Origin of the sequence: Mycobacterium sp. NPDC050853 (genome assembly GCF_040653875.1) — a bacterium.
Classification (GTDB): Bacteria; Actinomycetota; Actinomycetes; order Mycobacteriales; family Mycobacteriaceae; genus Mycobacterium.
The window spans coordinates 303,724-328,894 of record NZ_JBFAGW010000005.1; the positions used below are offsets into that span (position 1 = coordinate 303,724).

Here is a 25,171-nt window from a genome sequence, read left to right on the forward strand (position 1 = left end):
GGAACGATGAGCGGTCCACAGGGAACGGAACCTGGCGGACAGTGGGCGCCGCAGCCTGGGCAAGGCCAAGAGCCGTGGCAGACACCGCAATCCTCAGATCCCGCGCAGCAGGGTGAGCAGGGCTGGCCACAGCAGCCGGCCTACGGTCAGGGACAGCAGTATCCGCAGTACCAGCAGCCGGGTTTCCCGGCTGGTGGCTTTGGGGATCCGAGCCAGTTCGGCCAGCAGCAGCCTGCCCAGCAGGGATTCGGCGATCCGAGCCAGTTCGGGCAGCCCGGTGCTTACGGCCAGCAGGGACAGTACGGCCAGCAGCCCGGATACCCAGCCCAGTATGGACAGCAGCCGCAGCAAGGCCAGCCGTTCCCGCAGTTCGGTGCCGGTAAGCCACAGCGTTCCACCAAGACCATTGCGATCATCGGCGGCATCGTCGCCGCCGCCGTGATCCTGATCGTGGTGCTGATCACCGCTTTCCTGGCCCCCGGATGGGCCATGACCACCACCCTGGACGTCAACAAAGCCCAGGAAGGTGTGACCAAGGTTCTCACCGACGAGACCAACGGGTACGGCGCCAAGAACGTCAAGGACGTCAAGTGCAACGACGGGAACAACCCCGAGGTGAAGAAGGGCGCCACCTTCAGCTGCGATGTCAGCATCGACGGCACCAAGCGCCAGGTCACCGTGACGTTCCAGAACGACAAGGGCACCTACGAGGTAGGCCGACCAAAGTAACCGGCTTTCGCTGAAACGCCGAGTGCACACCGGGAAGGTATGCACTCGGCGTTTTTCTTTTAGGGGAGTCCGTCCAGCGCTTTCTGTAGGCGTTTGATCGCCGACCCGATGCCCAATTCGGCGCCTAGCTCAGCGACTCGTTGCGGATCGCGCGCCGTCAGCGGTAACGCGTCGCTGTCCCGGTCGATCGTCACCGGCGCATCCACCGCCACGCGCACCACCGGTTCGGCGGCCGCGATGTAGTCGGTCGCCGCCAGCAGCTTGGCGCGGACCGCCTTGGGCAACCCCGTTTTTGGATCGTCGGCCGCGGCGCGGATGTCGGCCAGCGATCCGTACTCGGCAAGCAGCTTGGTGGCGGTTTTCTCGCCGATGCCGGCCACACCGGGTAGCCCGTCGGATGGGTCGCCGCGCAATAGGGCCAGCTCCGCGTATGCCGCGCCCGCTCGGTCGGCGGGCACTCCGTACTGTTCGGACACCTCGGTTGGGCCGAACAACGTGGCCTTGGCGAATCCACGTCCCATGTAGAAGACGCGGACGGGCACCGGGGCGTCGGTGACCACTTGGAGCAGGTCGCGATCACCGCTGACCACAATCACGGGATCCCGACGTTCGGTCGCCGCGAGGGTGCCCAGCACGTCGTCGGCCTCAAATCCGGGTGCGCCGGCCGAAGCGATACCGAATGCATCCAGCATCGCGGCAATCATGTCGACCTGGGGTGTCAGCTCGTCGGGTACCTCTTCGACATCGACGGCGGCGGAGTTTTGCTCAACCACGCGGTGCGCCTTGTACGAGGGAATCGCGGCTACCCGCCAGGCCGGACGCCAGTCCAGGTCCAGGCACACCACCAGCCGATGCGGTTGATGCAGGGTGATGAGCTGCGACACCGTGTCGAGGAACCCGCGCACGGCGTTGACAGGTCTGCCGTCGGGGGACTTGATCGAATCCGGAACCCCGAAATAAGAGCGGAACCAGAGGGAGGCGCCATCGAGGAGCAGGACGGGCCGCGTGAGATCTTCAGACACGGCCCCAAGATAACCTGGACCGCATGGCAGTCCAGCGTTTCGAATCCGATGTGTACGCCAACCGCCTGCAGCGTGCCGCCCAGGAGGCCGCGACCGCCGGAGTGACGGGGTTGGTTATTACGCCTGGATACGACCTGAGGTACCTCACCGGGTCGCGCGCGCAGACATTCGAGCGGCTCACCGCGCTGGTGGTGCCGGCATCGGGTACGCCCACCGTGGTCGCCCCCCGGATGGAGCTTGCGGCGCTGAAGGATTCGGCGATCGGCGACCTCGACATCCCGATCAGCGACTGGATTGACGGCGATAACCCCTACGAGCTGGTTTGCGCGGCGCTGGGGGCTTCGGACAGGGAGTCGAGCAGAGTCGCGGTCACCGAGTCGATGTCCGCGCTTCATCTGCTCCCATTGACCGACCTGATCGGGACTGTGCCGGTACTGGCCACCGGGGTGTTGCGTCGATTGCGGATGGTCAAGGACGCCTCCGAGATCGATGCGCTCCGTAAGGCTGGCGCCGCCATCGATCGGGTGCACGCGCTGGTGCCCGAGCTTCTGGTGCCGGGACGCACGGAGGCGGAGGTGGCCGCAGATATCGCTGAAGCGATTGTGGCCGAGGGGCATTCGGAGGTCGCCTTCATCATCGTCGGTTCCGGTCCGCACGGTGCCGATCCGCACCACGAGTGCTCCGACCGTGAGTTACAGCTCGGGGACATTGTGGTGGTGGACATCGGCGGAAGCTACGAGCCGGGCTACAACTCCGACTGCACTCGTACGTACAGCATCGGTGATCCCGACCCCGATGTGGCTCAGCGGATTTCGATTCTTGAGCATGCACAGCAGGCGGCCGTCCAGGCTGCTCGCCCCGGGGTGACCGCCCAGTCCGTCGATGCCGCCGCGCGCCGGATCCTCACCGAGGCGGGGATGGGGGAGGCGTTCGTGCATCGCACCGGACACGGAATCGGTTTGTCGGTGCACGAAGAGCCCTACATCGTGGAGGGCAATGACGTGATCCTGGAGCCGGGTATGGCGTTCAGCATCGAGCCGGGTGTCTACTTCCCGGGGCAGTGGGGCGCGCGGATCGAAGACATCGTCGTCATCACCGAAAACGGTTGTGAGTCCGTGAATTCACGGCCGCACGGCCTGACGGTGGTACCGTTCGGCCGCTAATCGGCCGCAGCGTCTCCTCGGTTCAACAGATCCGAGGAGCCCAACACCCGCTCGATCTTCACCTCGATGACCACACGCTGCGGGTTGACGCGCGGGGTGCGGTAGCGCTGCGCGTAACGCAGCTCAGCATCACGTACGGCGTCCTTCTCGGTGACAACGGTGGCCGCGCCCTCCAGGGAGAGCCAGCGGGCACCGTCGACCTGGCTCAGCACCGCGACGGCACCGCGTTCGGCGTTGACGGCCTTCTGCGAGCCGCCGGTGGTGATGACCCGCGCGATATGGGTTGCGGGGTCAAAGGTGAAACCGACGGCCACCACATGCGGGCTGTTGTCCTGCCGCAGGGTGGTCAGCATGGCCAGATGGCGCTCGGAGAGAAACGCCAGCGCATCATCGGTAAGTCGGGTCGTAGGGGTGTTCGACATCAACTCTTACGCTAGCGCAGGACATAATCGCTGACGTGACCGACACGGTGCGACACCCCGGCCAGCTTGTAGTGATTTTCGGCGGCCGCAGCGAAATCGGCGTTGAGGTGGCGACTCGCCTCGCGCCGGGGAACACCGTGGTCCTGGCTGCGCGGCGAGCAGATGACCTGCGCGACGAGGAACTACGCGTTCGCGAGGCCGGGGCCGTCGCGGTGGACTGCATCGAGTTTGACGCCGACCGGGTCGATACCCATGAATCGGTGCTGGCCTCGATCATCGAGCGACACGGAGCCATCGGTGTGGCGGTGCTCGCGTTCGGACTGCTGGGCGATCAGTCCCGGGCGGAGACCGATGCCGGGTACGCGGCGGCGATCGTGCATACCGACTACGTGGCGCAGGTCGCGTTGCTGACCGATCTGGCCGTCCGGATGCGCGGCGCCGGTCGAGGCGCTGTGGTGGTGTTCTCGTCGATCGCCGGGTGGCGGGTGCGGCGCGCCAACTATGTGTACGGGTCGGCCAAGGCCGGGCTGGACGGTTTCGCAAGCGGGCTCGCCGACGCACTGGATGGTTCCGGTGTGCACCTGTTGATTGCTCGCCCCGGCTTCGTAATCGGCCGGATGACAGAGGGGATGTCGCCGGCCCCGTTGTCGAGCACGCCAGCCCAGGTGGCGGAGGCGACCGTGCGGGCGCTGCACAACGGGAAGCGCACTGTCTGGATTCCGCGGGCGCTGGGGTCGTTCGCATTCGTCATGCGGTGGGTACCGTCGTTGGTATGGCGCAGGATGCCGCGATGAGCCGCTTGGGCGAAGAGCATCAAGCGCCGATGAACCTCTCGGGTGAAGAGCATCAAGAACCGATGGGTGAGCGGATCACGGTGGTCGGAATCGGTGCCGACGGGGTGGACGGGCTGTCATTGCGCTCCCGCCGTGAATTGCAGCGTGCATCAGTTATTTTCGGTTCATTGCGGCAGTTGGAACTGCTGGCGGAAGAATCCCTGACGGCCGAGTGTCGCGGGTGGCCATCACCGCTGCTGCCCGCCCTGCCCACCATGTTCGACGGTCTCGGTGACGTCCACGTCCTCGCGAGCGGCGATCCCATGTTGCACGGCGTTGGCACCACGTTGACTCGCCTGTTCGGTGCGGGGCGGGTTCACGTGCTGCCCCACGTATCGAGTGTGTCGCTGGCCTGCGCTCGAATGGGTTGGGCAGTCAACGATGTCGAAGTCGTCAGCCTGGTCAACGCGCCGGCCGTCACGGCGCTACGGCACGGCGGGCGGGCGGTGGTGCTCAGCCGCAACGCCGATACCCCGGCGGAGCTGGCGCGGATCTTGACCGACGCCGAACTGGGGGCTTCGCGGTTGACGGTGTGGGAGCAACTGGGCGGTGCGGCCGAGAATCATGTGGAGGGGATTGCCCGCGACTGGCACGCCGCACCGGGTGATGCGTTGAACATCATTGCCGTCGAATACGTTCCGGCAGGGGATGGCACCGTCCTACCGTTGGTCGCCGGGCTGCCCGATGACGTCTTCGATCACGACGGGCAGATCACCAAACGCGAAATCCGGGCGGTCACGTTGGCGTCGCTGGCACCGCGGCCGGGTCAGCGGCTCTGGGATGTGGGTGCCGGATCCGGCACCATCGCGGTCGAATGGGCGCGCAGCGGTGCCGGCTGCAGCGCCTCGACCTTCGAGGTCAAACCCTCCCGACGGGCCGCCATCGCAGCCAACGCGAGGAAATTCGGTGTCGATATCGAGGCTTTCGCCTCGGCGCCAGAGGATTTCGAGAGGGCCGCCGCTCCGGACGTGATCTTCGTCGGCGGTGGCGTGACAAGGCCCGGACTGCTCGAGGCGTGCTGGGAGTGGCTACCGGGCGGGGGGCGGATCGTCGTCAACGCGGTGACCGCAGAATCCGAAGCGCTTTTGTTGCAATGGTATTCCCGCCATGGTGGAGAGCTGCGCAGGTATCGCGTCGAGGAGGCTGCCCCGCTCGGGGCCTTCACCAGCTGGAGATCCCGGCTGCCCGTCACCCAGTGGAGCGCGGAAAAGCCGACAATCGATGGCATCCCGCACGCGGGTCATCCATGACCGTTTACTTCATCGGCGCCGGACCGGGTGCCGCCGATCTCATCACGGTACGCGGGCAACGCATCCTCGAACGATGCCCGGTATGCCTCTACGCGGGGTCGATCATGCCGCGGGACGTGCTCGCGGGATGCCCGCCGGGCGCCCGGATCATCGACACCGGGCCACTGACCTTAGACGCCATCATCGAGGAGTTATCCGCTGCCGACGCACAGGGATTGGATGTCGCCCGGCTGCACTCAGGCGATCCCTCGCTGTATAGCGCCGTCGCCGAGCAGCGTCGTCGACTCGATGCCCTGGGCATCGGCTATGAGATCGTGCCGGGCGTCCCCGCCTTCGCCGCCGCGGCTGCGGCCTTGGGTGCGGAGCTCACCGTTCCCGGCGTCGCACAGACCGTGACGATTACCCGGGTGTCGACTCTGTCCACGTCGATGCCCGCGGGCGAGGATCTGCGAGCCCTGTCCGCGCCGGGGGCGACGCTGGCCTTGCATCTGGCTGCGGCTCAGATCGATACCGTCGTGGCCGATCTCGTCGCGGGGGGATACCCGTCGGATACGCCGGCCGCGGTGGTCGCCTATGCCAGTTGGCCATCCGAAATCATCCTGCGGGGCACCCTCGCCGATATCGCGGATCAGATGAAGGAGTCGGGCGTCACCAAGACGGCGGTGATCTTTGTCGGGAAGGCGCTTGCGGCAGAGGGGTTTACCGATAGTTACCTGTATTCGGCCGGACGCCGGAGAGGGGCGACGCATTAGATGAAAATCTTGATCCTCGGAGGTTCGGCCGAGGCCCGTGAGCTGGCCGAGCGACTGGTGCCCCGGTTCGATGTCACCACCTCACTGGCGGGCCGGGTACGCAATCCGGCGGTACCGGCGGGCGCGCTGCGTATCGGAGGTTTCGGTGGCGAGGCCGGGCTACGGGAATGGTTGCTGGACAACGCTATTGATGCGGTAGTCGATGCCACCCACCCGTTCGCCGCGACCATCACCGAGAATGCGGCTGCGGCATGCGGCCGATTGGGCATTCCGCACGTGATCCTGCGTCGTCCGCCCTGGCCGGCAGGGGATGCCACCATCGTGTCCTCGGCGGTGGAGGCCAAGGATGTGGTGACCGCGCAGGGCTTTTCGCGAGTCTTCGTGACCTCCGGGCGGTCCAGTATCGGGGCATTCTTGTTCTCCGATGCCTGGTTCCTGATCAGGGTGGTGGAGGCAGTGCCCGCCGATGAGCTACCTGAGCGGCACCATCTGCTCTTATCCCGCGGGCCCTACACGCTTGCCGAGGAGACGGAGCTCATGCGCCAGTACGCGGTCGAGGTGCTGGTCACCAAGAACAGCGGGGGAACGATGACCTCGGCCAAGCTGGAAGCCGCTGCGGCGCTGAATATTCCAGTCGTGATGATCGACAGGCCGCCCCTGCCGGAGAACGTTAGCGCGGCGTCCACCGTGGACGAGGCGCAGCGGTGGGTTATTGAGCGGGATACCGACGCGGTGTGAACACCAGCGGCCCGGAATCGGTTTCTTGCCACTGGGTTTGCGACGAGCCGACGATCAGCAGGGTGCGCATGTCCACCACCGACGGGTCGAGCTCACCGAGCGTGGTCACTCGCACGGATTCTCCTGCGCCACCGACATCACGTCCCAGTACCACCGGGGTCGCCGGGTCGCGGTGTTCGAGCAGCACATCACGCATGGATGCAACCTGCCATGTCCGTGACTTTGAGGCCGGGTTGTACACGGCCAGCACGAGATCGGCCGCGGCCGCGGCACGCAACCGGGACTCGATGATCTCCCACGGCTTGAGACGATCGGACAGTGAGATCACGGCATAGTCATGTCCGAGGGGTGCCCCGACTCGGCTGGCCACCGCCTGTGCCGCTGTCATCGCCGGAAGTACCCGCACCCTGACATCCGGCCACGCCCGGGCCTCTTCCAACACCGCCGCAGCCATCGCGAACACGCCGGGGTCTCCGGAGGACACGACTGCCACCCGTCGGCCGCCCGCCGCGAGTGTGAACGCCAATTCGGCCCGCGCCGGTTCGTCGCGGTTGTCGCTGGCGTGACGAATTTGGCCGTCGCGGGCCGGGATCCGATCTAGGTACGGGCCATAGCCGATGAGATCGGTGGCACGCGCCAGTTCCCGGCGCACCTCGGTGGTGGTCCAATCGTGATGGCCCGGTCCCAGGCCGACCACCGTCACCATCCCGTCGAGCTCGGTGTCGGTGGTGGTTTGCGCTCCAGGAACCAGGACCAGCGAGAAGTACGGCACCGAGGACGGGTCGACCTCGGCCGCCGGTAGTACCCGCTGTCGTGCGGTGCTGGCCCGCTCCACGTAATACGCGCGGTCCAGCACGCCTGCCGTATCCAACGCCTGCTGCACGGCGCCGTAGGAGCGCCCCAGCTTCATGATCACCGCAGCTTCGGAATCGCGTAGCCTGCGGACGATTTCGTCGGCAGGCAGCGTGCCGGGGATGACGGTGAGAATCTCGTCGCCCTCGACGAGCGGTGTCCCCGTCGCTGCCGATGCGGCGCTCACCGACGTCACCCCGGGAATGATCACCGCATGGAACCTGTCGGTCAGGCGCCGGTGCATGTGCATGTACGAGCTGTAGAACAGCGGGTCGCCCTCGGCGAGCAACGCCACGTTCCGGCCGGAATCCAAATGGGCGGCAATCCGATTCGCGGACTCTTCGTAGAAATCGTCTATCGCACCGCGGTATCCGCCCGGGTGGTCGGTGGTCTCGGTGGTGACCGGATAGACGAGGTGTTCCTCGATCTGTCCAGGCCGCAGATACGGTTCGGCGATCGAACGGGCGATGCTGCGGCCGTGTCGCGCGCTGTGGAACGCCACCACGTCGGCCTCGCCGATGATTCGGGCGGCCTTCACGGTCACCAGCTCGGGATCGCCGGGGCCCAGGCCGACACCCCAGAGGGTGCCGCGGGGGTCGTCGGGATCGGTCATGTCATGAGTCATTCCTGGTCGCTCGCAATCGCATTCACCGCGGCGGCGGCCATCGCGCTGCCGCCCCGGCGACCCCGCACCAACAGGTAGTCCACGCCGCGCGGCCGGTCGATCAGCTCTTGTTTGGACTGCGCCGAGCCGACGAAACCGACTGGCCCGCCGAGGATGGCCACCGGGGGAGCCAGCCCTTCGTCGAGGAGTTCGAGGATTCGGAACAGGGCGGTGGGGGCATTGCCGATCGCGGCGATCGAACCGGGCAGTCGATCAGCCCAAAGGTCCACGGCAGCAGAAGATCTAGTGGTGCCGGTGCGCTGAGCCAGGTCTGCGGCACGGGGGTCGGCGACCAACGACACCACCTCATTGGCGGCGGGAAGGCGCGAGCGAGTGATACCGGCCGCGACCATCGACGAATCGCACAGGATGGGGGCACCGGCATCCAGGGCTGCCCGGGTGCGCGTCACGACGTCGGGGGTGAAGGCGATCTCGCTCGGCAGATCCACCTGCCCGCAGGTGTGGATGAGACGGACCACCACGCGCGCGACATCATCCGGGAACGCCGACAGGTCGGCCTCGGCCCTGATGGTCGCGAACGACAGCCGATAGATCTCGGCTCCGTCCCGCACGTAGTCCAGCACGCGCTAACCCTACGGGTGCCGCTCCAGTGGTCGATAACCCAGTTCCGTCGCCACCAGCACCTGCCCAGTACTAGGGCTACCGCAGGCTCGCGGGCAGCCGACCCAATGCCGGTGCACCGGTGAATGGATACCGCTCGCCAGCTCCTCGGTCACTTCGAGACGCACATCGGCGTGCACGTCGGTTCGTGAGCGCCCGCACCCCGGCGATCCTGTGCACGAACTGATATTCAGCCAGGGAGACCGTTCGTCGAACACCAGGCCCATGGGTGCCAGCACCCGCAGTACCGCATCGGCGTCTTCGTGGGGCAGATCGCAGAGCAGCACAGATCGCCACGGGGTAATGACGACGGGTTTCTCGGCCGCGGCCAGTAGCGCCGCCACGCTCGCGGTCAGCTGACCCAGCGGAACCGCGGCACCAAGCGTCACCAAGCCGTCGTCGCCAACGCCGCCATTTTCGGGATGCTGTTCGATCCATCCCACGGGTGCGTGCGGTGCGGATGCCGTATCGGGTGGGCCTTCCAACAGAGATACGCCGATCGCATCGGCGAGTGTTTCCGCACCGTTCGGTAGTTCCGTGACACGCCATGCGTTTCCCCGAATTCGTACGAAGGTCTCGGCGATCGCGAGCATGTGTTCGACGGCGGCTTCGGGGGCGTCGCGGCATTCGGAGGCGGGGCGCCCGGCGAGGAACAGCCGCCACCCTCCGGGCTCATGCCGCAATCCGATATCGGCACCCATGGCCGCCAGGTCGCCGCGACCGTCGTCGAGGCTGAACAGGAACCGGCCCGGCAGCTCGGTGAGGATGGGGGATGCGATGAGCCCGCAGTCGAGCGCTGGAACCAGGGGCCGAATGTCGGGGAAGTCGCCGACGCGGCCCGACAGCGGTGAGGCCACGATGTTGCGTGCCCGTTCGTGGCTCGGAGACGGCAGCAGCCCAGCCGCTGCCAGCAGGCCGGTCACGGCCTCGGCATCGCGAATCGCCCGAATCTGGAGATTGCCGCGCGAGGTCAGCTCCAAGACCGGCGCACCGAAGTCCCCGGCGGCCTCGGCCAACGCTCCCAGCTGCCCCGATGTCAGCATTCCCCCGGGCAGCCGTATCCGTGCCAACGGCCCATCAGCCGCCTCATGCAGACGCAGCGCACCGGGGCACGCGTCATCCGGGCTGGAGTGGGTCACCTACTTACCGTAGGACTACGGTACGAATGGGGTGTGAAAGACGCCCCGCCTCCCGCCATCCTGGTGTTGTCGACATCCGACACCGACCTGCTGACCGCGCGCGGCAGTGGTGCGAACTACCGATGGGCCAACCCTTCTCGCATCCACCTCGACGACCTGCCCGGCCTTCTCAACGAGGCGGGAGTGGTGGTCATTCGACTTCTCGGTGGCCGCCGCGGTTGGGAAGAGGGCATCGACGCCGTCATCGCCTCCGGCGTGCCGACCGTCGTGGTCTCGGGTGAACAGGCCCCCGATGCCGAGCTCATGGAATGCTCCACCGTCCCGGGCGGGGTCGCACTTCAGGTGCACCGATACCTGGCCGAGGGCGGGACGGCGAATCTACAGCAATTGCACGCCTTCCTATCCGACACCGTCTTGATGACGGGATTCGGTTTCGAGCCACCGGCCGCGAACCCGGCCTGGGGAGTGTTGGAAAGGCAGAGCAAGGCCGCCGATTCCTCTTCTCACGGACCCACCGTCGCGGTGCTCTACTACCGGGCGCAGCAGCTCGCCGGCAACACCGGATACGTCGAGGCGTTGTGTGCCGCGATCGAGAACGGTGGGGGACGGGCACTTCCGGTGTACTGCGCGTCGCTGCGCACCGCGCCTCGCGAGCTCTTGGAAGCGTTGGCGGCCGCCGACGCCATGGTGGTCACCGTGCTCGCCGCCGGTGGGGCCACCCCGGCGTCCGTGGGTGCTGGAGGAGCCGATAACGACTGGAACGTCGCCCACCTTGCGGCCCTTGATATCCCGATTCTGCAGGGGCTATGCCTGACCAGCCCCCGCGAGGATTGGGATGCCAACGATGACGGCATGAGTCCGTTGGATGTCGCCACCCAGATTGCCGTCCCCGAGTTCGACGGCCGCATCATCACCGTGCCCTTCTCGTTCAAGGAGATCGACGGCGACGGGCTCATCACCTACGTTCCCGACGCTGAGCGCTGCGCACGGGTGGCAGGTATCGCCTTGCGGCATGCGAAACTTCGATCGATACCCGCCGATGAGCGCCGGATTGCGTTGGTGTTCTCCGCGTACCCCACCAAGCACGCCAGGATCGGCAACGCGGTGGGCCTGGATACCCCGGCGAGCGCGGTGGCGCTACTGACCGCGATGCGTGAGGCGGGCTACGACGTGGGCGCCGACGGTGACATTCCCGGACTACCCGCAACCGGCCGACCCGCCGGCGAGGGCGACGGTGACACGCTGGTTCACGCCCTGATCGAGCGGGGTGGCCAAGATCCGGCGTGGCTCACCGCGGAACAGTTGGCGGGCAACCCGATTCGCGTACCGGCACGGCAGTACCGGGAGTGGTTCTCCCGGTTGTCGCCCGGGCTCGCCGAGCAGGTTGTCGAGCACTGGGGCCCGCCGCCGGGGGAGCTGTTCGTCGACACCAGCGTCAACCCCGATGGCGATATTGTGATTGCTGCGCTACAGGCAGGCAACACCTTGTTGCTCGTACAGCCGCCCCGTGGATTCGGGGAAAACCCGGTAGCCATCTACCACGATCCTGACTTGCCGCCCAGCCACCACTACCTCGCCGCGTATCGCTGGTTGTCGGCCCCGCGTGAGGAGGGTGGGTTCGGTGCCGACGCCTTGGTGCACCTTGGCAAGCATGGCAATCTTGAGTGGTTGCCCGGGAAAACCGTTGGGCTGTCGGCGGATTGCGCTACCGATGCCGCCCTCGGCGACCTACCGTTGATCTACCCGTTCCTGGTCAACGATCCGGGCGAGGGTACCCAGGCCAAACGGCGCGCACATGCGACCCTTGTCGACCATCTCATCCCGCCCATGGCCCGAGCCGAAACCTATGGCGATATCGCGCGTTTGGAGCAGTTGCTCGATGAGCATGCGAACATCTCGGCGCTGGACCCGGCGAAGCTACCGGCCATCCGCCAACAGATCTGGACGCTGATGCGTGCGGCGAAGATGGACCACGATCTGGGACTGGAGGAGCGCCCCGACGAGGACGTCTTCGACGACATGTTGCTGCATGTGGACGGATGGCTCTGCGAGATCAAGGATGTGCAGATCCGCGACGGTCTGCACATCCTGGGCAGTGCGCCCGAAGGTGCGGCCCAGGTTGATCTGGTGCTGTCAATCCTGCGCGCCCGGCAGATGTGGGCCGGCGAGCAATCGGTACCTGGATTGCGTCAGGCGCTCGGCCTGGCCGAGGACGGCACCGACGACCGCACGCGGGTGGACGAGGTTGAACAGCAAGCACATTCGCTGCTGGTCGCGCTGCAGGCGGCGGACTGGAATCCGGATGCGGTCAGCGGTCTCACCGATGACCCGCAGGTCGCGCAGATCCTGCGATTCGCGGCCACCGAAGTGGTACCCAGGCTCAACGGGACCAACGGTGAGATCGATGCGGTCTTGCGGGCCTTGGACGGCCGATTCATCGAGGCCGGGCCTTCCGGCTCGCCGCTGCGTGGGCTGGTCAACGTGTTGCCGACCGGGCGCAACTTCTACTCGGTAGACCCCAAGGCGGTTCCGTCGAAGCTGGCCTGGGAGACCGGGCGGGCGATGGCCGATTCGCTGTTGGAGCGGTACCACGCCGACTACGGAAATTGGCCGCGGTCCGTGGGGCTTTCGATCTGGGGAACCTCGGCAATGCGGACCTCGGGCGACGATATCGCCGAAGTTCTTGCGCTCCTGGGTGTTCGGCCGGTCTGGGACGATGCGTCTCGGCGTGTGGTGAGCTTGGAGATCATTTCATTGGCAGAACTTGGGCGCCCGCGAATTGATGTCACGGTGCGTATCTCCGGATTTTTCCGCGATGCCTTCCCGCACGTGGTGACGATGCTCGATGATGCCGTCGCGCTGGTGGCGGGGCTCGAGGAACCTGCCGAGCAGAACTACTTGCGAGCACACGCGCAGGCCGATCGCGCCGAACATGGGGATTGGCGACGCGCCACCATGCGCATCTTCGGCTCCAAGCCCGGAACCTATGGGGCGGGGCTGCTGCAGCTGATCGACAGTCAAAACTGGCGCAACGACTCCGATTTGGAGCAGGTCTACACCGCGTGGGGCGGATTCGCCTATGGTCGTGGGCTCGACGGTGCCGCCGCGAGCGAGGATATGCGCCACCAGTATCGCCGGATCGCGGTGGCGGCCAAGAACACCGACACCCGCGAGCACGATATTGCCGACTCCGACGACTACTTCCAGTACCACGGCGGTATGGTCGCCGCGGTGCGGGCGCTCACCGGCAAGGCGCCGGCGGCGTACATTGGCGATAACACCCGACCGGACGCGGTGCGTACCCGCACGCTATCTGAAGAAACCACAAGGGTTTTCCGTGCACGTGTGGTCAATCCGCGATGGTTGGAGGCAATGCGCCGTCATGGCTATAAGGGCGCCTTTGAGATGGCCGCGACCGTCGACTACCTGTTCGGATATGACGCCACCGCGAACGTGATGGCAGACTGGATGTACGAGCAGCTCACCAACAGCTATGTGCTCGACGAACAGAACCGCAAGTTCATGCAACAGTCCAATCCCTGGGCGTTGCACGGCATTGCGGAGAGGTTGCTGGAGGCCGCCAGCCGGGGCCTGTGGGAGAAGCCCGATCAGCAAGTTCTGGATGATTTGCGAAGAGTGTTCCTCGAGACCGAGGGCGAGCTGGAGTCGTAGCATCGGGAGATGGCCCGGGACAAAGGATTGGACATTGGCGCAGTAGCGGCGGGCCGCTACATCTTGTTGACCACCTTCACGAAAGACGGTGTGCCCAAGCCGACTCCGATGGGCTTTGTCGCCGAGGGCGACGAGCTCCTGCTCACCACGAGTGCGAACACCTGGAAGGTCACGCGGATTCGGCGAAACCCGAGGGTGACGGTGGCCGTCTGTACTCAACGTGGTCGGGTGATCAGCCCGATATCCGATGCCACCGCTGAGATCGTTGAGGATCCGGCCTCTGTCGCGCGCATCCGGGCAGCGGTGGTCAAACGGTATGGACTGCCCAGCCGCATCGCGACGGCGTGGTTGGACCGGCGCAATGGCGCCAGAGTGGGGATTTCGGTAACGCTTGGCGCGCCGGAAACGCTTTGACGTCCCTAGACTGGGCGCCATGGGTGCAAACCTCCCGACGCCGACCTTCGACGAAGTCTGTGCGGCCAAATACGTCCTACTGACCACCTACACGAAGGACGGCCGGGCCAAACCCGCCGCGGTCTGGGCGGCGCCCCAGGACGGTGAGCTCCTGGTCTGGACCGAGACGAATGCGTGGAAGGTGCGGCGTATCCGCAACACACCGCGTGTGACGCTCGCCGTCTGCGATGTGCGCGGCAAGGTCCGCAGCGGTGAGATCGAGGGAACCGCGCGGGTCCTGGATACCGAGGGCACCGAGCGGGCGCGCGCGGCCATCACGCGGAAGTATGGCGTGGTGGGGTGGGTGCTGGTCAGGGCGAGTGTCTTGCGTCGGGGTACGAGCGGCACCACCGGACTGGCCATCTCCGCCTGATTCTCTTCGCGCCAGCGGCTCATCGGCGTAATCCGGGAACCCGGCATGGGGTCGGCTCGTTGACTCGATATGTGGCCAGGCCTGTTTCTGCTCTACGTCATCCTCGAGGTGTCCGCCCTGGTGGCGTTGACCTCCGCGGTAGGCATCGGTTGGACCATCATCGCCGTCGCGGCGGCCTTCGTTGTCGGCCTGATCCTTGCCGGTTCACAGGGTCGTCGTGCCATTGACCAGCTGCGACGCGGAGTTCGGTCACCCGGTGGAGCCATCGCGGATGGCGCCCTGATCGCGCTCGGAACCGTTGCGGTGGTGATCCCCGGATTGGTGTCTTCTGCGATCGGGCTGCTGCTACTCTTGCCGCCGACCCGTGCCGTGCTGCGGCCGGTGCTGACCGTTGTCGCAGCGCGCCAGCTGAGCCGGCGCGCGCCCCTGATCACCGTCGTCCCCGCCGGATACGGCGCGTTTCAGGCCGCTCGGACCCGTCCAAGCACCGTCGATTACATCGACGGCGAGGTCATCGATGTCGATGAAGGTCAGGCGGGGCCGAGTAGTCCGTCTCAGCAGTACCGACCCGGCCGCGACCTGCCTGCGTAGACGTCGCCCGAACCCGGCAGACTTACCGAGTGCAGACTCAGCTCGACGCTCTTCGCGCAAGCGGCTCATCGCAACTGCTCGTCAACGGGCGCGTGCATAGCCCATCGCATCCTGCGGCGACCGCCATGGCCGTGACCGGTGACGTCGTCAGCTGGATCGGCGAGGACGATCTCGGTCGCGCAGAATTTCCGGCCGCCGAGATCATCGACCTGGAGGGCGCCTTCGTGGCACCCGCGTTCGTCGACGCCCACGTCCACGTCACTGCGCTCGGGTTGTCCATCATCGGACTCGACCTGTCGGATGTGAACTCCCGGGAACAGTGCCTGGATCGGCTGATTGCCTACGCCGAAGAACATCCCGACGACGTGATCTGGGGGCATGGCTGGGACGAGTCCCGATGGCCGGATCGGCAGCCCTTGACCACCGCCGATCTCGATACGGCGGCGCCCGGGAAGGCTGTCTATCTCAGCCGGATCGACGTGCATTCGGCCGCGGCGTCGAGCGCGCTCCGGAGGCAGGTGCCGGGACTGGCCGAGGCCTCTGGGTTCCACCCCGAACGCCCGCTGAGGGCGGAGGCCCATCATCTGCTGCGGGGCCGTGCGCGCGCCGCCCTATCTCTGGAGGGCCGCGCCACCGCACGGCGTGCGGCCCTCGACCGCGCAGCATCGCTGGGCCTGGTATCGGTGCACGAATGCGGTGGGCCCGAGATCGGCGGGCTTGAGGATTTCCGCGAGCTGCTGACCACGGAACACGGAGTGCAGGTCACCGGATACTGGGGCGAGGCCGCGAGCGACCCGGATCACGCGCGTGAGCTCATTGCCTCGACGGGGGCCGCCGGGTTGGCCGGTGACCTCTTCGTCGACGGAGCACTGGGATCACATACCGCCTGGCTGCATGAGCCGTACCACGATGCACCGCACACCTGCGGCGTGAGGCACCTGGACGCTGAAACGGTTGAAGCTCATCTGGACTCGTGCACACAGGCCGGTATCACGGCGGGATTCCACGTGATCGGTGATGCCGCCGTCACTCAGGTGATCGACGCGCTCGAGCGGGTCGCGCACCGTCATGGTGTGGCGGCCGTCGCCCGGTGCGGCCATCGCCTTGAGCACCTCGAAATGGTCACCGCGGCGCAGGCGGAGCTGCTCGGTCGGCTGGGGATCATCGCCAGTATGCAACCGGCCTTTGACGCCCTATGGGGTGGCGCCGACGGCATGTACGCGGACCGACTCGGCCCTGATCGAGGTACTCAGCTAAACCAACTGGCGCTGTTAGCATCCCAAGGCGTGCCCCTAGCGTTCGGTTCCGACGCCCCCGTCGCACCCATCAATCCGTGGGTGACGGTGCGGGCGGCGGCTCATCACCGCACTGCGAGCAGTTCTGTATCGATGCGCGCTGCTTTCAGTGCCGCGACACGTGGCGGCTGGCGTGCACAGGGCATTCACGACGGCGTGACCGGCGCCCTGACCCCGGGAGCGCCGGCCAGCTACGCGATATGGAAGACAGGGGACTTGACCATCAACACCAGCCAGCCGGGAGTGCAGCGGTGGTCCACCGACCCGCGTTCGCGGGTCCCGGCCCTGCCGGATCTCGCGGATGCCGCTGCTGTGCTCCCTAAATGTCTGCGAACTGTGCACCGCGGCACGGTGATCTATGGCTGACGAAGCTGTCGAAGAGGACCTGATGGACCTCCAGGAGCCGGTCGATGCTCCGGTAGACGAGGAGCAGGAGGCCGCCGGTCCGTCACGCGGCGCGGCATTTACCGAGGCTCTGCGCGTGCGCGCCGCCGCGGCGGGCCAAGCATGGCTGCGTGCGGCACCCCGCCAGGTCGGGGCCATTATCGGAGGTCTTCTCCTGTGCGCGAGTTTCCCTCCGTGGGGTTTCTGGTGGGCAGCGTTCCCCGCACTGTCGATCTTTGGACTGGTGCTGTGGTCGCCGAGGACCGCACTGCGCGGTGGGCTTGGGTATGGGCTGCTCTTCGGCCTCGCGTTCTATATCCCGCTGTTGCCCTGGACGGGCGAGTTGGTCGGTACGGTTCCGTGGCTGGCGTTGTCCTTGCTCTGCGCGATCTCGGTCGCTCTCTTCGGTGTGATGGCAGTGGTCGTGCGGAACCTGCCGGGCTGGCCACTGTGGTTCGCCGCCGCATGGTCCGCCGCGGAATGGGGCAAGGCGAGCGTTCCGTTCGGCGGATTCCCCTGGGGTCGTATAGCTTTCGGACAAGGCGACGGACCCATGCTGAGCCTGGCGCGATACGGGGGAGCGCCGCTGGTGTCCTTCGCGGTGGCCCTGGCCGCATTCGCGGTCACCGCGCTCGGCATCGAGATGATTCGCTGGTGGCGCAGCCCGGCCGTGAGTCCGTCCGGTGCCCGTCCGGTGCCCTCGGTGCTGCTGCCCGGTGCCTGTGTGTGTCTTGTCCTATTCGCCATGGCGGTGAGCTGGCAGCAGGTTCGGCACGCGAGCCACGGAGCCACCGATGGGCGGACCGTCACCGTCGCGGCGGTGCAGGGGAATGTTCCCCGCCTGGGGCTGGATTTCAACGCGCAACGGCGTGCTGTGCTGGATTACCACGTCAAGGAAACGATCCTGCTTGCCCAGGACGTCAAGGCAGGGAAGGCCCCGGCGCCGCAGTTCGTGGTGTGGCCGGAGAACTCCTCGGATATCGATCCAATCCGCAATGCGGACGCGGCCGAGGCCATCACGGAGGCGGCGCAGGCGATCGGTGTGCCCATCCTGGTCGGTGGAGTGCTGCGTCACCCTGATTCCACCCCCGGAGAGCCCAAGTCGATCAATTCGATCATCGTCTGGGATCCGGACACCGGCCCGGGTGAGCGTCACGACAAACAGATCGTGCAACCGTTCGGTGAGTACCTGCCGTGGCGGAGCTTCTTTGCGCACTTCTCCGAGTACGCGGACCGCGCGGGGTATTTCGTCCCCGGAGAAGGCAACGGTGTCGTCACTGCCGGGGGTGTGAAGATCGGCGTGACCACATGCTGGGAGGTCCTGTTCGACAGGGCGTCGCGGCTGTCCACGCTCAACGGCGCCGAGATTCTCACGGTGCCGAGCAACAACGCCCTGTTCGGCACTGCGATGAGTGAACAACAGCTGGCCATCTCCAAGGTTCGGGCCGTCGAGCACGACCGGGAGGTCATCGTCGTCGGCACCACCGGGATCAGCGCCTTTATCTCTCCCGACGGAGTCGACGCGGGCCGTACCAAGTTCTTCCAACCGGCCTATATCGATATGCAGGTGCGGCTGCACAACGACCTGACACCCGCCACCCAATGGGGTCCATGGGTCGAATGGGCTCTCGCGCTGATCGCCGGACTTGCCGTCCTGGCCTCGGCTGGCCTGGCGGTACTGCACAATGGAGGGCTGAAGCGGCGCAAGGATGTGCCGGATGGTTCAGAACTGAACACAGCAGAACAGCCCTCTACTAAGGAGACTTGAGCGGAGTGGATCCCACGACCGAACGTCCGAGCGCCCGGACCCTGGTGATCATTCCGACCTATAACGAGCGGGAGAACCTCCCACTGATCCTTGGTCGGCTGAACAAGGCGCAGCCCGAATTGCATGTGCTGATCGTCGACGACGGCAGCCCGGACGGTACCGGCGAACTGGCCGACGAGTTCGCGCTCGCCGATCCCGACCGCGTGCATGTCATGCACCGCAAGGAGAAGGGTGGCCTGGGAGCCGCCTACATCGCCGGCTTCGGTTGGGGTCTGGCACGTCAGTACTCGGTGCTGGTGGAGATGGACGCCGACGGCAGCCACGCTCCCGAACAGCTGTCCCGGCTGCTGGGCGCCGTGGACGCCGGAGCCGACCTGGCGATCGGCTCGCGCTACGTGCCGGGCGGCACGGTCGTGAACTGGCCGTGGCGGCGCCTGGTGCTCTCCCGCAGCGCGAATGTCTACGCCCGGCTGGTGTTGGGCGTCAAGCCTCACGACATCACCGCCGGATACCGCGCGTACCGGCGTGAAGTGCTCGAAAAGCTGGATTTGGCGGCTGTCGAATCCCACGGCTACTGCTTCCAGATCGATCTCACCCTGCGCACCATTGCGTACGGTTTCGAGGTTGTCGAGGTGCCGATCACTTTCACCGAACGCGCGATCGGCGAATCCAAGATGAGCGGGTCGATCATCAACGAAGCCCTGCTCAAGGTGACCAAATGGGGTGTGAGAAGCAGGCTGGACCGGGCCCGCGGCGTTAACCGCTGAGGTATTCAGACCTCAAGCATTGCGGGCCATCAGGCCACCATCGACGGGGATCACCGTGCCGGTGAGGTACGACGCGGCCGGTAGGCACACGCTCAACGTCATATGCGCGACTTCCTCGGCGCGACCGTAGCGGCGCAGCGCGGTGTGTCGGCGGGCATAGGTGTCCTTGTCCTGAGCGGAGATCGCCGCTGTCATCGCGGTATCGATGGGCCCCGGGCAGATGCAGTTCACCGTGATGCCGTCGCGCCCCAAGTCGACCGCCAAACTCCTGGTCAGACCGGCCAGGCCGGACTTGGCTGCAACGTATGGGCCGTCATACGGGGTGGCGCCGAGAGCCTCTGTGGAGGCGATGTTCACCACACGCGGGTACGGAGCTTCACGCAGGAACGGGAGTGCTGCGCGGACAATCTGTAGGGGTGCGGTCAGATGGACGGCAAGCGACCGATCCCAGGTGTCGTCATAGTCGGGGTCATCGAGTGACCTGAATGCCGCGAAACCGGCGTTGTTCACCACGATGTCCAGACGGCCGAACCGTTCGGCCACAGCCGCGACGACCTCGGCGATCTGTGTGTTGTCGGTGACATCCAGCGCCCAGGCCGCTGCAGAATCGCCGATCTCGTTGGCGACTGCTTGCGCATCTTCCAGATGCAGATCGGTGACCGCAACGAATGCGCCATCCTCGGCGAAAACCCGAGCAGTGGCCTGCCCCATGCCGCTTGCGGCGCCGGTGATTAGAACGGCTGAACCTGCTACGGATCTACCGGATCCACTCATAAGAGCGGGTTACGCTGCCGCGCCTTAGCCTCTGCGCCGGCCCTTGATCAGTTCCAAACGCTCCTTGAGCAGCTCGTCGAGCTCCTCGACGCTGCGGCGCTCCAGGAGCATGTCCCAGTGCGTACGCGCGGGCTTGACCTTCTTGGGCTCGGGCACGTCGCCGTCGAGGAGGGTGCCTTCCAGGCCGTTACGGCAAGCCCAGTTCGCCGGGATTTCGGCATCGTGAGCGAAGGGAACCTCGAACTCTTCACCGTTGTCTGTGCGGTAGCGGGCCATACGGCGGGGCGCGAGGTCGTGGTCACGATCGGTTTCATAGCTGACGGCGCCGAGCCGGCTGCCCCGTAGAACACGATCTGCCATGTGTACTTCTCCTCTTTACTGCGGGCCGGGATGATCAGGCTCCCGCGCTCGAATTGCTGGTGACTGCTTACCTCAACGCCGTCCCGGCGGCATTAGTTCCCTGTTCATGCAGGTTGTAGGCCTCATTATAGTTCGTCATCGACCGCTGGGCCGCGCGCCACGAGGCCACCCGGGTGACAGCCTTTCGCCCCGTGATCCTGGCCGAGGTACTCGGGTGCCTGGTTCTGGTCACCGGCTCCGAGATTTCTGCGTATTTCCAGTCCACCGCAGGTAATCACGATGGTCGGAAAGAGTGCCCTATTTCGCTGGCAAGTTGGTTTGTCGTGCCTCTATTTGAGGTGGTCCACCAACTGGCCCTGGTCGCCGAATAGTTCGTCGCGCCAATGGTCCAGTACCGCGCTGGTGTCGATATCGTCGGGATGGAAGCCGCGCTTCAGGTACGGCTTCCTCTCGGTGTACAGGCCCTTCAGGAACGGGCCACGCAATAATCGCACCGTCTCGCCGAGTAATCGCAGCGGTTGCTTGCGTCCTTCGGGATCGTTGGCGGCAACAGAGATCCAGACGCCGACGGTGAAGAGGGGGATCGCGATCGCGGCCATTGCTCGCATAGTCGAGATGCGCAGCCATTCGGGCCCGCCAACGGCCCGATAGACGTCGAACGCGACTGATTTATGTTCCAGCTCCTCGAAGGCATGCCAGTTCAGTAAGTTCCGTACCTCGGGATCGGTCATCAGCTCCCGGATCTCCGGTCGGGTAAGCAGGCGTTCGGCGAGAACCGCCGTGAAATGCTCAGCTGCGGCGGTCACTGATAGTGCGCCGAGCCGGGACAGGCGCAGCAGTCGCGCATCTGGGTATGCCGTATCGAGGTACTCCTCGGTCTCGTCTGCCAGGTTGCCGAGCAGCTCGATGAATTGGAAGCTGTATCCCACGGAGGCCAGTTTCCGGTTGAGTTCGCTGTGTTGCATGCCATGGGTCATCTCTTGTCCGATGAATCCCGCCACCCGCTTCTTGAGGTGCGGATCGGTCATTTGTGCCCCGTAACGACGCACAGCTCGAACGAAGAATTCCTCGCCCGGGGGGAAGGCGGCTGACAGGATCCCTACCAGGTGACTGAAGGCAATGTCGTCGTTGATGTAATACCGCTGCATGGGTTCGGGTTCGCCGAACCGGAACCGGATTCTCCTGGTCTTCGGATAGACAACTTGGGGTGCGACTTCGGCGGTCATAATTCCCCTTAACATCGGCGGTGATGCCCGGACCGTTCGATTACTAGTACCAAATGTATCAGGTACTTGATGTTCTATCAAGCCACTTTTAGTGCCTGTGAACTGGCATTTTCTAATTTCCAGTGGCGCTAACCCCCGGTGAGCCCTGGAGCTCTCGTCGTATCGGCCAACCCGCCGTCACCGCTACAGTTCTGAGGCGTGGCACGTCGCAAACATGCTCAGCCCTGCAAGTGGTGCGGACGTGAAGTCGCTGACGCCGAGCTCGGTCGCCGGCGCCAGTATTGTCGCCAATCCTGCCGTCAACGTGCCTATGAACAGCGCGCGGCGGTTAAGGGCACGTCGGTGCCTGCCGATGCCGTGGTGCTCACCGCGGATGAAGCGGCCGACCTCGCCGATCGGGTGTTTCAGGCGCGATGTGCCGCCGAGGACGTCGCGACCGCGGTCGATGAGGGCGCGACCCAGGACGAGCTGCGCCAGTTGTGCGAGGAGTTGCTGCGCGCCGCCAAGGCCGCCGACGGCTGGCGCTGATTTCTCGCGCGAGCCTCTACTCGCGCGAGAAAGGAACTCATTGCGAGATTAAACCTTCACGGAATCCGAACGCGCCCATAGTTTGTCAACATCGATCGATACCTTGTCGATGCCAGCCGCCGACCGTGAGGATTCCCGAGCTTTTCATGACCACCCGTAATGCGTTGGTGGCCGCCGCGGCAACTGACACCGATGCGCCCGCGCCCACCCCGTCCTGGCGAGAGTGGATACTCAACCGCCGCTGGGAGATCATTCGATTCCTCTCGCCGTTCACGGTGCTTCTGATTTGGCAGGCGGCTAGCGCCTGGGGTCTGATCGACGCGGATATCCTGCCGGCGCCGTCGACGATCGCACGCGCCGGAATCGAATTGATCGGCAACGGCCAACTCGCCGAGGCGCTGCGCGTCTCCGGAATCCGTGCCGCCGAGGGTCTACTGCTGGGCGGCACCCTGGGGGTTGTTCTGGGCACCGTGGTGGGGTTGTCACGGCTGGTCGACGCGGTGGTGGACCCGACCATGCAGATGGTCCGGGCGCTGCCGCATCTCGGGCTCATCCCACTGTTCATCCTGTGGTTCGGTATCGGGGAGCTGCCCAAGGTGCTGATGGTGGCGCTCGGAGCGGCGTTCCCGCTATACCTCAACACCACCTCTGCGATCCGGCAGGTAGACCCCAAACTCTTCGAAACCGCTCAGGTGCTCGGGTTTTCGTTCTGGCAGCGTTTGCGGGTCATTGTCGTCCCGGGCGCGACACCGCAGGTGCTTGTCGGATTGCGTCAGTCACTGGCGCTGTCCTGGCTCACGCTCATCGTCGCCGAGCAGATCAACGCCGATGCTGGGGTGGGGTTCCTCATCAACAACGCACGCGACTTCCTGCGTATCGACGTCATCATCTTCGGCCTGGTGGTCTACGCGTTGTTGGGCATTGTGACCGACGCCATCGTGCGCGTGCTGGAACGGCGTGCACTGCGATATCGATCATGAAAGGCGCACCATGACAGCAGTTTTCGAGGTTTCCGAACTGTCGCGGCAATCCGCCACACCGGCCGCCGAACTGACATCGGTGACCAAGTGGTACGGACGTAACCGGGTGCTCGACGATGTCTCGTTACGGGTCGGCCGCGGTGAGATCGTCGCGCTGGTGGGCCGCAGCGGCTCGGGTAAGTCGACGGTGCTGAGGGTGCTGTCCGGGCTGGCCGGCGAATACGGCGGTGAACGGCGGGTGCTCGGGGCCCCGGCCGTAGCCTTCCAGGAGTCACGGTTGTTCCCGTGGCGCTCGGTCCGCGACAACGTTTCGTACGGGCTCACCCGCACCAAACTGTCGAAGGCGGAAGCACTTTCCCGGGTCGATCGAGCGCTCGACGAGGTGGGGCTTGCGGATAAGGCGCAGGCCTGGCCGCTGACCCTCTCGGGTGGCCAGGCGCAACGGGTGTCTCTGGCCCGTGCGCTTGTCGCGGAGCCTCAGCTGCTGCTGCTCGATGAACCCTTCGGTGCACTCGACGCACTGACCCGGCTGTCGATGCACCGCCTGCTCTTGAACCTATGGCGGGAACACGAGTTCGGCGTGCTGCTGGTCACCCACGATGTAGACGAGGCGATATCGCTGGCCGACACCATTCTGGTGCTGGACGAGGGTCGGCTGGCGCACACATTGCATATTCACAACCCGCGGAAACCGCAGGGGAAACATGACGGCGAGACGGAGAAGTACCGAGGTGAACTCCTTGCGCAGCTTGGTGTTTGACGAAAGGGGAGGGCAGTGAAGCGCTGGATCGCTGCGACCGCGGCCGTGAGTGTATTGGTGCTGTCGGCGTGCACCTCCGGTCGCGAAGACAAGGGCGATTCCGCTGTGCCGCAGCTCGTCCCGCTCTCGGAGCTGACGGGGCTTACTCTCCAGGTGGGTGATCAGAAGGGGGGCACCGAGGCGCTGCTGCGCGCAGCGGGTGAGCTCGACAACGTGCCGTACAAGATCGACTTCTCCACCTTCACCTCCGGACCGCCACAGATCGAGGCGGCGACCGCGGGCAAGATCGACTTCGCCGTCACCGGTAACACGCCGCCGATCTTCGGGGCGGCCTCGAACGCGAAAATCAAAGTGGTATCCGGGTATTCCAATGATGCCTCGGGCGACCAGATCCTGGTCCCTGCCGATTCCACGGTCCAGTCGGTGGCGGACCTGCGGGGTAAAAAGGTGGTGGTCGGCAAGGGCAGCTCGGCACACGGTCACCTCTTGTTGCAGCTGCAGAAGGCCAATCTCACCGTGAAGGACATCCAGCTGGTGTTCTTGCAGCCCGCCGACGCGTTCACGGCGTTGAGCCAGGGGCAGGCCGATGCCTGGGCGATCTGGGACCCGTACACCGCCCTCGCCGAAAAGCAGCTGAAGGTCCGCACGCTTGCCACCGCGAGCGACGTCTCGAACGGGTATGGATTCGGTGTCGCCTCGCAGGCGGCGCTGCGCGATGCCAAACACAACACCGCGCTTTCGGACCTGGTGCAGCGCATCGCTCGGGCGAGCAACTGGGCCCAGGCCCATCAGCAGGAGTGGTACGGAAAGTATGCCGCGGCAATCGGAATCGACCCCGCCGCCGCGGCCCTCGCGCAGTCGCGCAGCTTGCGTCCGCCGATACCGCTGACCGATCAGGTGAGTGCCTCGGAGCAGAAGCTGGCCGATCTCTTCGCGCAATCCGGTCAGATCCAGGGCAAGCCCAAATTCGCCGATTTCGTCGACAGCCGATACGACAGCGTGCTGGCGCAGTTCTTCACCAAAACGCAGTAGAAGCTCCCGGTTTCTCAGCTCAT

25 protein-coding genes are annotated in these 25,171 nt (G+C 65.6%); 17 read left to right on the forward strand and 8 right to left on the reverse strand.

Features of this window, described 5'->3' with window-relative positions:
* The first annotated feature begins 6 nt into the window (after nt 1-6).
* On the forward strand, nt 7-729 hold the full coding sequence (locus tag AB0H22_RS18390) for a DUF4333 domain-containing protein (RefSeq protein ID WP_180751309.1): 723 nt from the start codon (nt 7-9) through the stop codon (nt 727-729).
* A 59-nt stretch (nt 730-788) separates the two neighbouring features.
* Here AB0H22_RS18390 and AB0H22_RS18395 read toward each other — a convergent pair whose 3' ends face one another.
* Nucleotides 789-1,724: a 5'-3' exonuclease gene (locus AB0H22_RS18395; RefSeq protein WP_358147990.1), complete on the reverse strand. Its 936-nt coding sequence runs from the start codon at nt 1,722-1,724 to the stop codon at nt 789-791.
* A 50-nt stretch (nt 1,725-1,774) separates the two neighbouring features.
* Between AB0H22_RS18395 and AB0H22_RS18400 the strand changes: the two genes are divergently transcribed.
* On the forward strand, nt 1,775-2,914 hold the full coding sequence (locus tag AB0H22_RS18400) for a Xaa-Pro peptidase family protein (protein ID WP_358147915.1): 1,140 nt from the start codon (nt 1,775-1,777) through the stop codon (nt 2,912-2,914).
* Here the strand turns inward: AB0H22_RS18400 and AB0H22_RS18405 are convergent.
* Entirely contained in the window at nt 2,911-3,336 is a 426-nt protein-coding gene (locus tag AB0H22_RS18405; protein ID WP_180751307.1) for a F420-dependent biliverdin reductase, read from the reverse strand. The two genes, AB0H22_RS18400 and AB0H22_RS18405, sit on opposite strands and share 4 nt — an antisense overlap.
* Before the next feature lie 35 nt (nt 3,337-3,371).
* On the opposite strand from AB0H22_RS18405, the gene AB0H22_RS18410 reads away from it, so the two are divergent.
* Genes AB0H22_RS18410 through AB0H22_RS18425 form a run of 4 tightly spaced genes read left to right on the forward strand, consistent with a single transcriptional unit; the run spans nt 3,372 to nt 6,909 of the window.
* Nucleotides 3,372-4,130 (forward strand): SDR family NAD(P)-dependent oxidoreductase, encoded by a 759-nt coding sequence (locus AB0H22_RS18410; RefSeq protein ID WP_358147917.1) that lies wholly within the window; start codon nt 3,372-3,374, stop codon nt 4,128-4,130.
* Nucleotides 4,127-5,419 carry a precorrin-6y C5,15-methyltransferase (decarboxylating) subunit CbiE gene (gene cbiE / locus AB0H22_RS18415; RefSeq protein ID WP_358147993.1) on the forward strand — a complete coding sequence of 431 codons (1,293 nt, stop codon included), beginning with the start codon at nt 4,127-4,129 and terminating at the stop codon, nt 5,417-5,419. Before AB0H22_RS18410 ends, cbiE begins: the two co-directional genes overlap by 4 nt.
* Complete coding sequence (gene cobM / locus AB0H22_RS18420; RefSeq protein WP_358147919.1) at nt 5,416-6,171, forward strand: precorrin-4 C(11)-methyltransferase; 756 nt, start codon at nt 5,416-5,418, stop codon at nt 6,169-6,171. Before cbiE ends, cobM begins: the two co-directional genes overlap by 4 nt.
* A gap of 9 nt (nt 6,172-6,180) precedes the next feature.
* Complete coding sequence (locus AB0H22_RS18425) at nt 6,181-6,909, forward strand: cobalt-precorrin-6A reductase (RefSeq protein WP_358147995.1); 729 nt, start codon at nt 6,181-6,183, stop codon at nt 6,907-6,909.
* On the opposite strand, the gene AB0H22_RS18430 is transcribed toward AB0H22_RS18425, so the two are convergent.
* From AB0H22_RS18430 to cobG, 3 genes are read right to left on the reverse strand one after another with little or no spacing between them, the layout of a single operon-like run.
* A complete protein-coding gene (locus AB0H22_RS18430; protein WP_180751305.1) occupies nt 6,881-8,374 on the reverse strand; it encodes a precorrin-2 C(20)-methyltransferase in 1,494 nt (497 codons plus the stop codon). The two genes, AB0H22_RS18425 and AB0H22_RS18430, sit on opposite strands and share 29 nt — an antisense overlap.
* Nucleotides 8,375-8,382: 8 nt before the next feature.
* Nucleotides 8,383-9,009: a precorrin-8X methylmutase gene (locus AB0H22_RS18435; RefSeq protein ID WP_180751304.1), complete on the reverse strand. Its 627-nt coding sequence runs from the start codon at nt 9,007-9,009 to the stop codon at nt 8,383-8,385.
* Nucleotides 9,010-9,018: 9 nt separating this feature from the next.
* Complete coding sequence (cobG, locus tag AB0H22_RS18440) at nt 9,019-10,185, reverse strand: precorrin-3B synthase (RefSeq protein WP_180751303.1); 1,167 nt, start codon at nt 10,183-10,185, stop codon at nt 9,019-9,021.
* Between the two features lie 33 nt (nt 10,186-10,218).
* Between cobG and cobN the strand changes: the two genes are divergently transcribed.
* From cobN to AB0H22_RS18475, 7 genes are all read left to right on the forward strand, one after another.
* Complete coding sequence (cobN, locus tag AB0H22_RS18445; RefSeq protein WP_358147923.1) at nt 10,219-13,857, forward strand: cobaltochelatase subunit CobN; 3,639 nt, start codon at nt 10,219-10,221, stop codon at nt 13,855-13,857.
* Between the two features lie 9 nt (nt 13,858-13,866).
* Nucleotides 13,867-14,271 carry a PPOX class F420-dependent oxidoreductase gene (locus AB0H22_RS18450; RefSeq protein ID WP_358147925.1) on the forward strand — a complete coding sequence of 135 codons (405 nt, stop codon included), beginning with the start codon at nt 13,867-13,869 and terminating at the stop codon, nt 14,269-14,271.
* A 10-nt stretch (nt 14,272-14,281) separates the two neighbouring features.
* Entirely contained in the window at nt 14,282-14,683 is a 402-nt protein-coding gene (locus AB0H22_RS18455) for a PPOX class F420-dependent oxidoreductase (protein ID WP_358147997.1), read from the forward strand.
* A gap of 69 nt (nt 14,684-14,752) precedes the next feature.
* The gene (locus tag AB0H22_RS18460) at nt 14,753-15,274 is read left to right on the forward strand and encodes an FxsA family protein (protein WP_180751300.1); all 522 of its coding nucleotides are present in this window, start codon (nt 14,753-14,755) and stop codon (nt 15,272-15,274) included.
* Between the two features lie 125 nt (nt 15,275-15,399).
* The gene (locus AB0H22_RS18465) at nt 15,400-16,935 is read left to right on the forward strand and encodes an amidohydrolase (RefSeq protein WP_219603331.1); all 1,536 of its coding nucleotides are present in this window, start codon (nt 15,400-15,402) and stop codon (nt 16,933-16,935) included.
* Nucleotides 16,928-18,721, forward strand: coding sequence for an apolipoprotein N-acyltransferase (gene lnt, locus AB0H22_RS18470; RefSeq protein WP_358147927.1), 1,794 nt, complete (start codon nt 16,928-16,930; stop codon nt 18,719-18,721). The genes AB0H22_RS18465 and lnt overlap by 8 nt, the downstream gene beginning before the upstream one ends.
* A 5-nt stretch (nt 18,722-18,726) precedes the next feature.
* Nucleotides 18,727-19,488: a polyprenol monophosphomannose synthase gene (locus AB0H22_RS18475; protein ID WP_180751297.1), complete on the forward strand. Its 762-nt coding sequence runs from the start codon at nt 18,727-18,729 to the stop codon at nt 19,486-19,488.
* Nucleotides 19,489-19,500: 12 nt separating this feature from the next.
* Here the strand turns inward: AB0H22_RS18475 and AB0H22_RS18480 are convergent, their stop codons facing one another.
* From AB0H22_RS18480 to AB0H22_RS18490, 3 genes are all read right to left on the reverse strand, one after another.
* Complete coding sequence (locus tag AB0H22_RS18480; RefSeq protein WP_358147930.1) at nt 19,501-20,199, reverse strand: SDR family NAD(P)-dependent oxidoreductase; 699 nt, start codon at nt 20,197-20,199, stop codon at nt 19,501-19,503.
* An 87-nt stretch (nt 20,200-20,286) separates the two neighbouring features.
* Nucleotides 20,287-20,622, reverse strand: a complete 336-nt coding sequence (locus AB0H22_RS18485) for an RNA polymerase-binding protein RbpA (RefSeq protein WP_180751295.1) — start codon at nt 20,620-20,622, stop codon at nt 20,287-20,289.
* A 329-nt stretch (nt 20,623-20,951) separates the two neighbouring features.
* A complete protein-coding gene (locus tag AB0H22_RS18490; protein ID WP_358147932.1) occupies nt 20,952-21,848 on the reverse strand; it encodes a metal-dependent hydrolase in 897 nt (298 codons plus the stop codon).
* A 198-nt stretch (nt 21,849-22,046) separates the two neighbouring features.
* Between AB0H22_RS18490 and AB0H22_RS18495 the strand changes: the two genes are divergently transcribed.
* The 4 genes from AB0H22_RS18495 (at nt 22,047) to AB0H22_RS18510 (ending at nt 25,148) form a co-directional block, all read left to right on the forward strand.
* Nucleotides 22,047-22,376 (forward strand): hypothetical protein, encoded by a 330-nt coding sequence (locus AB0H22_RS18495; protein ID WP_358147935.1) that lies wholly within the window; start codon nt 22,047-22,049, stop codon nt 22,374-22,376.
* 146 nt (nt 22,377-22,522) lie between these two features.
* Complete coding sequence (locus AB0H22_RS18500) at nt 22,523-23,356, forward strand: ABC transporter permease (RefSeq protein WP_180751292.1); 834 nt, start codon at nt 22,523-22,525, stop codon at nt 23,354-23,356.
* 10 nt (nt 23,357-23,366) lie between these two features.
* The gene (locus AB0H22_RS18505; protein ID WP_358147937.1) at nt 23,367-24,116 is read left to right on the forward strand and encodes an ABC transporter ATP-binding protein; all 750 of its coding nucleotides are present in this window, start codon (nt 23,367-23,369) and stop codon (nt 24,114-24,116) included.
* A 15-nt stretch (nt 24,117-24,131) separates the two neighbouring features.
* Nucleotides 24,132-25,148: an ABC transporter substrate-binding protein gene (locus AB0H22_RS18510; protein WP_358147939.1), complete on the forward strand. Its 1,017-nt coding sequence runs from the start codon at nt 24,132-24,134 to the stop codon at nt 25,146-25,148.
* The last annotated feature ends 23 nt before the right edge of the window (nt 25,149-25,171 follow it).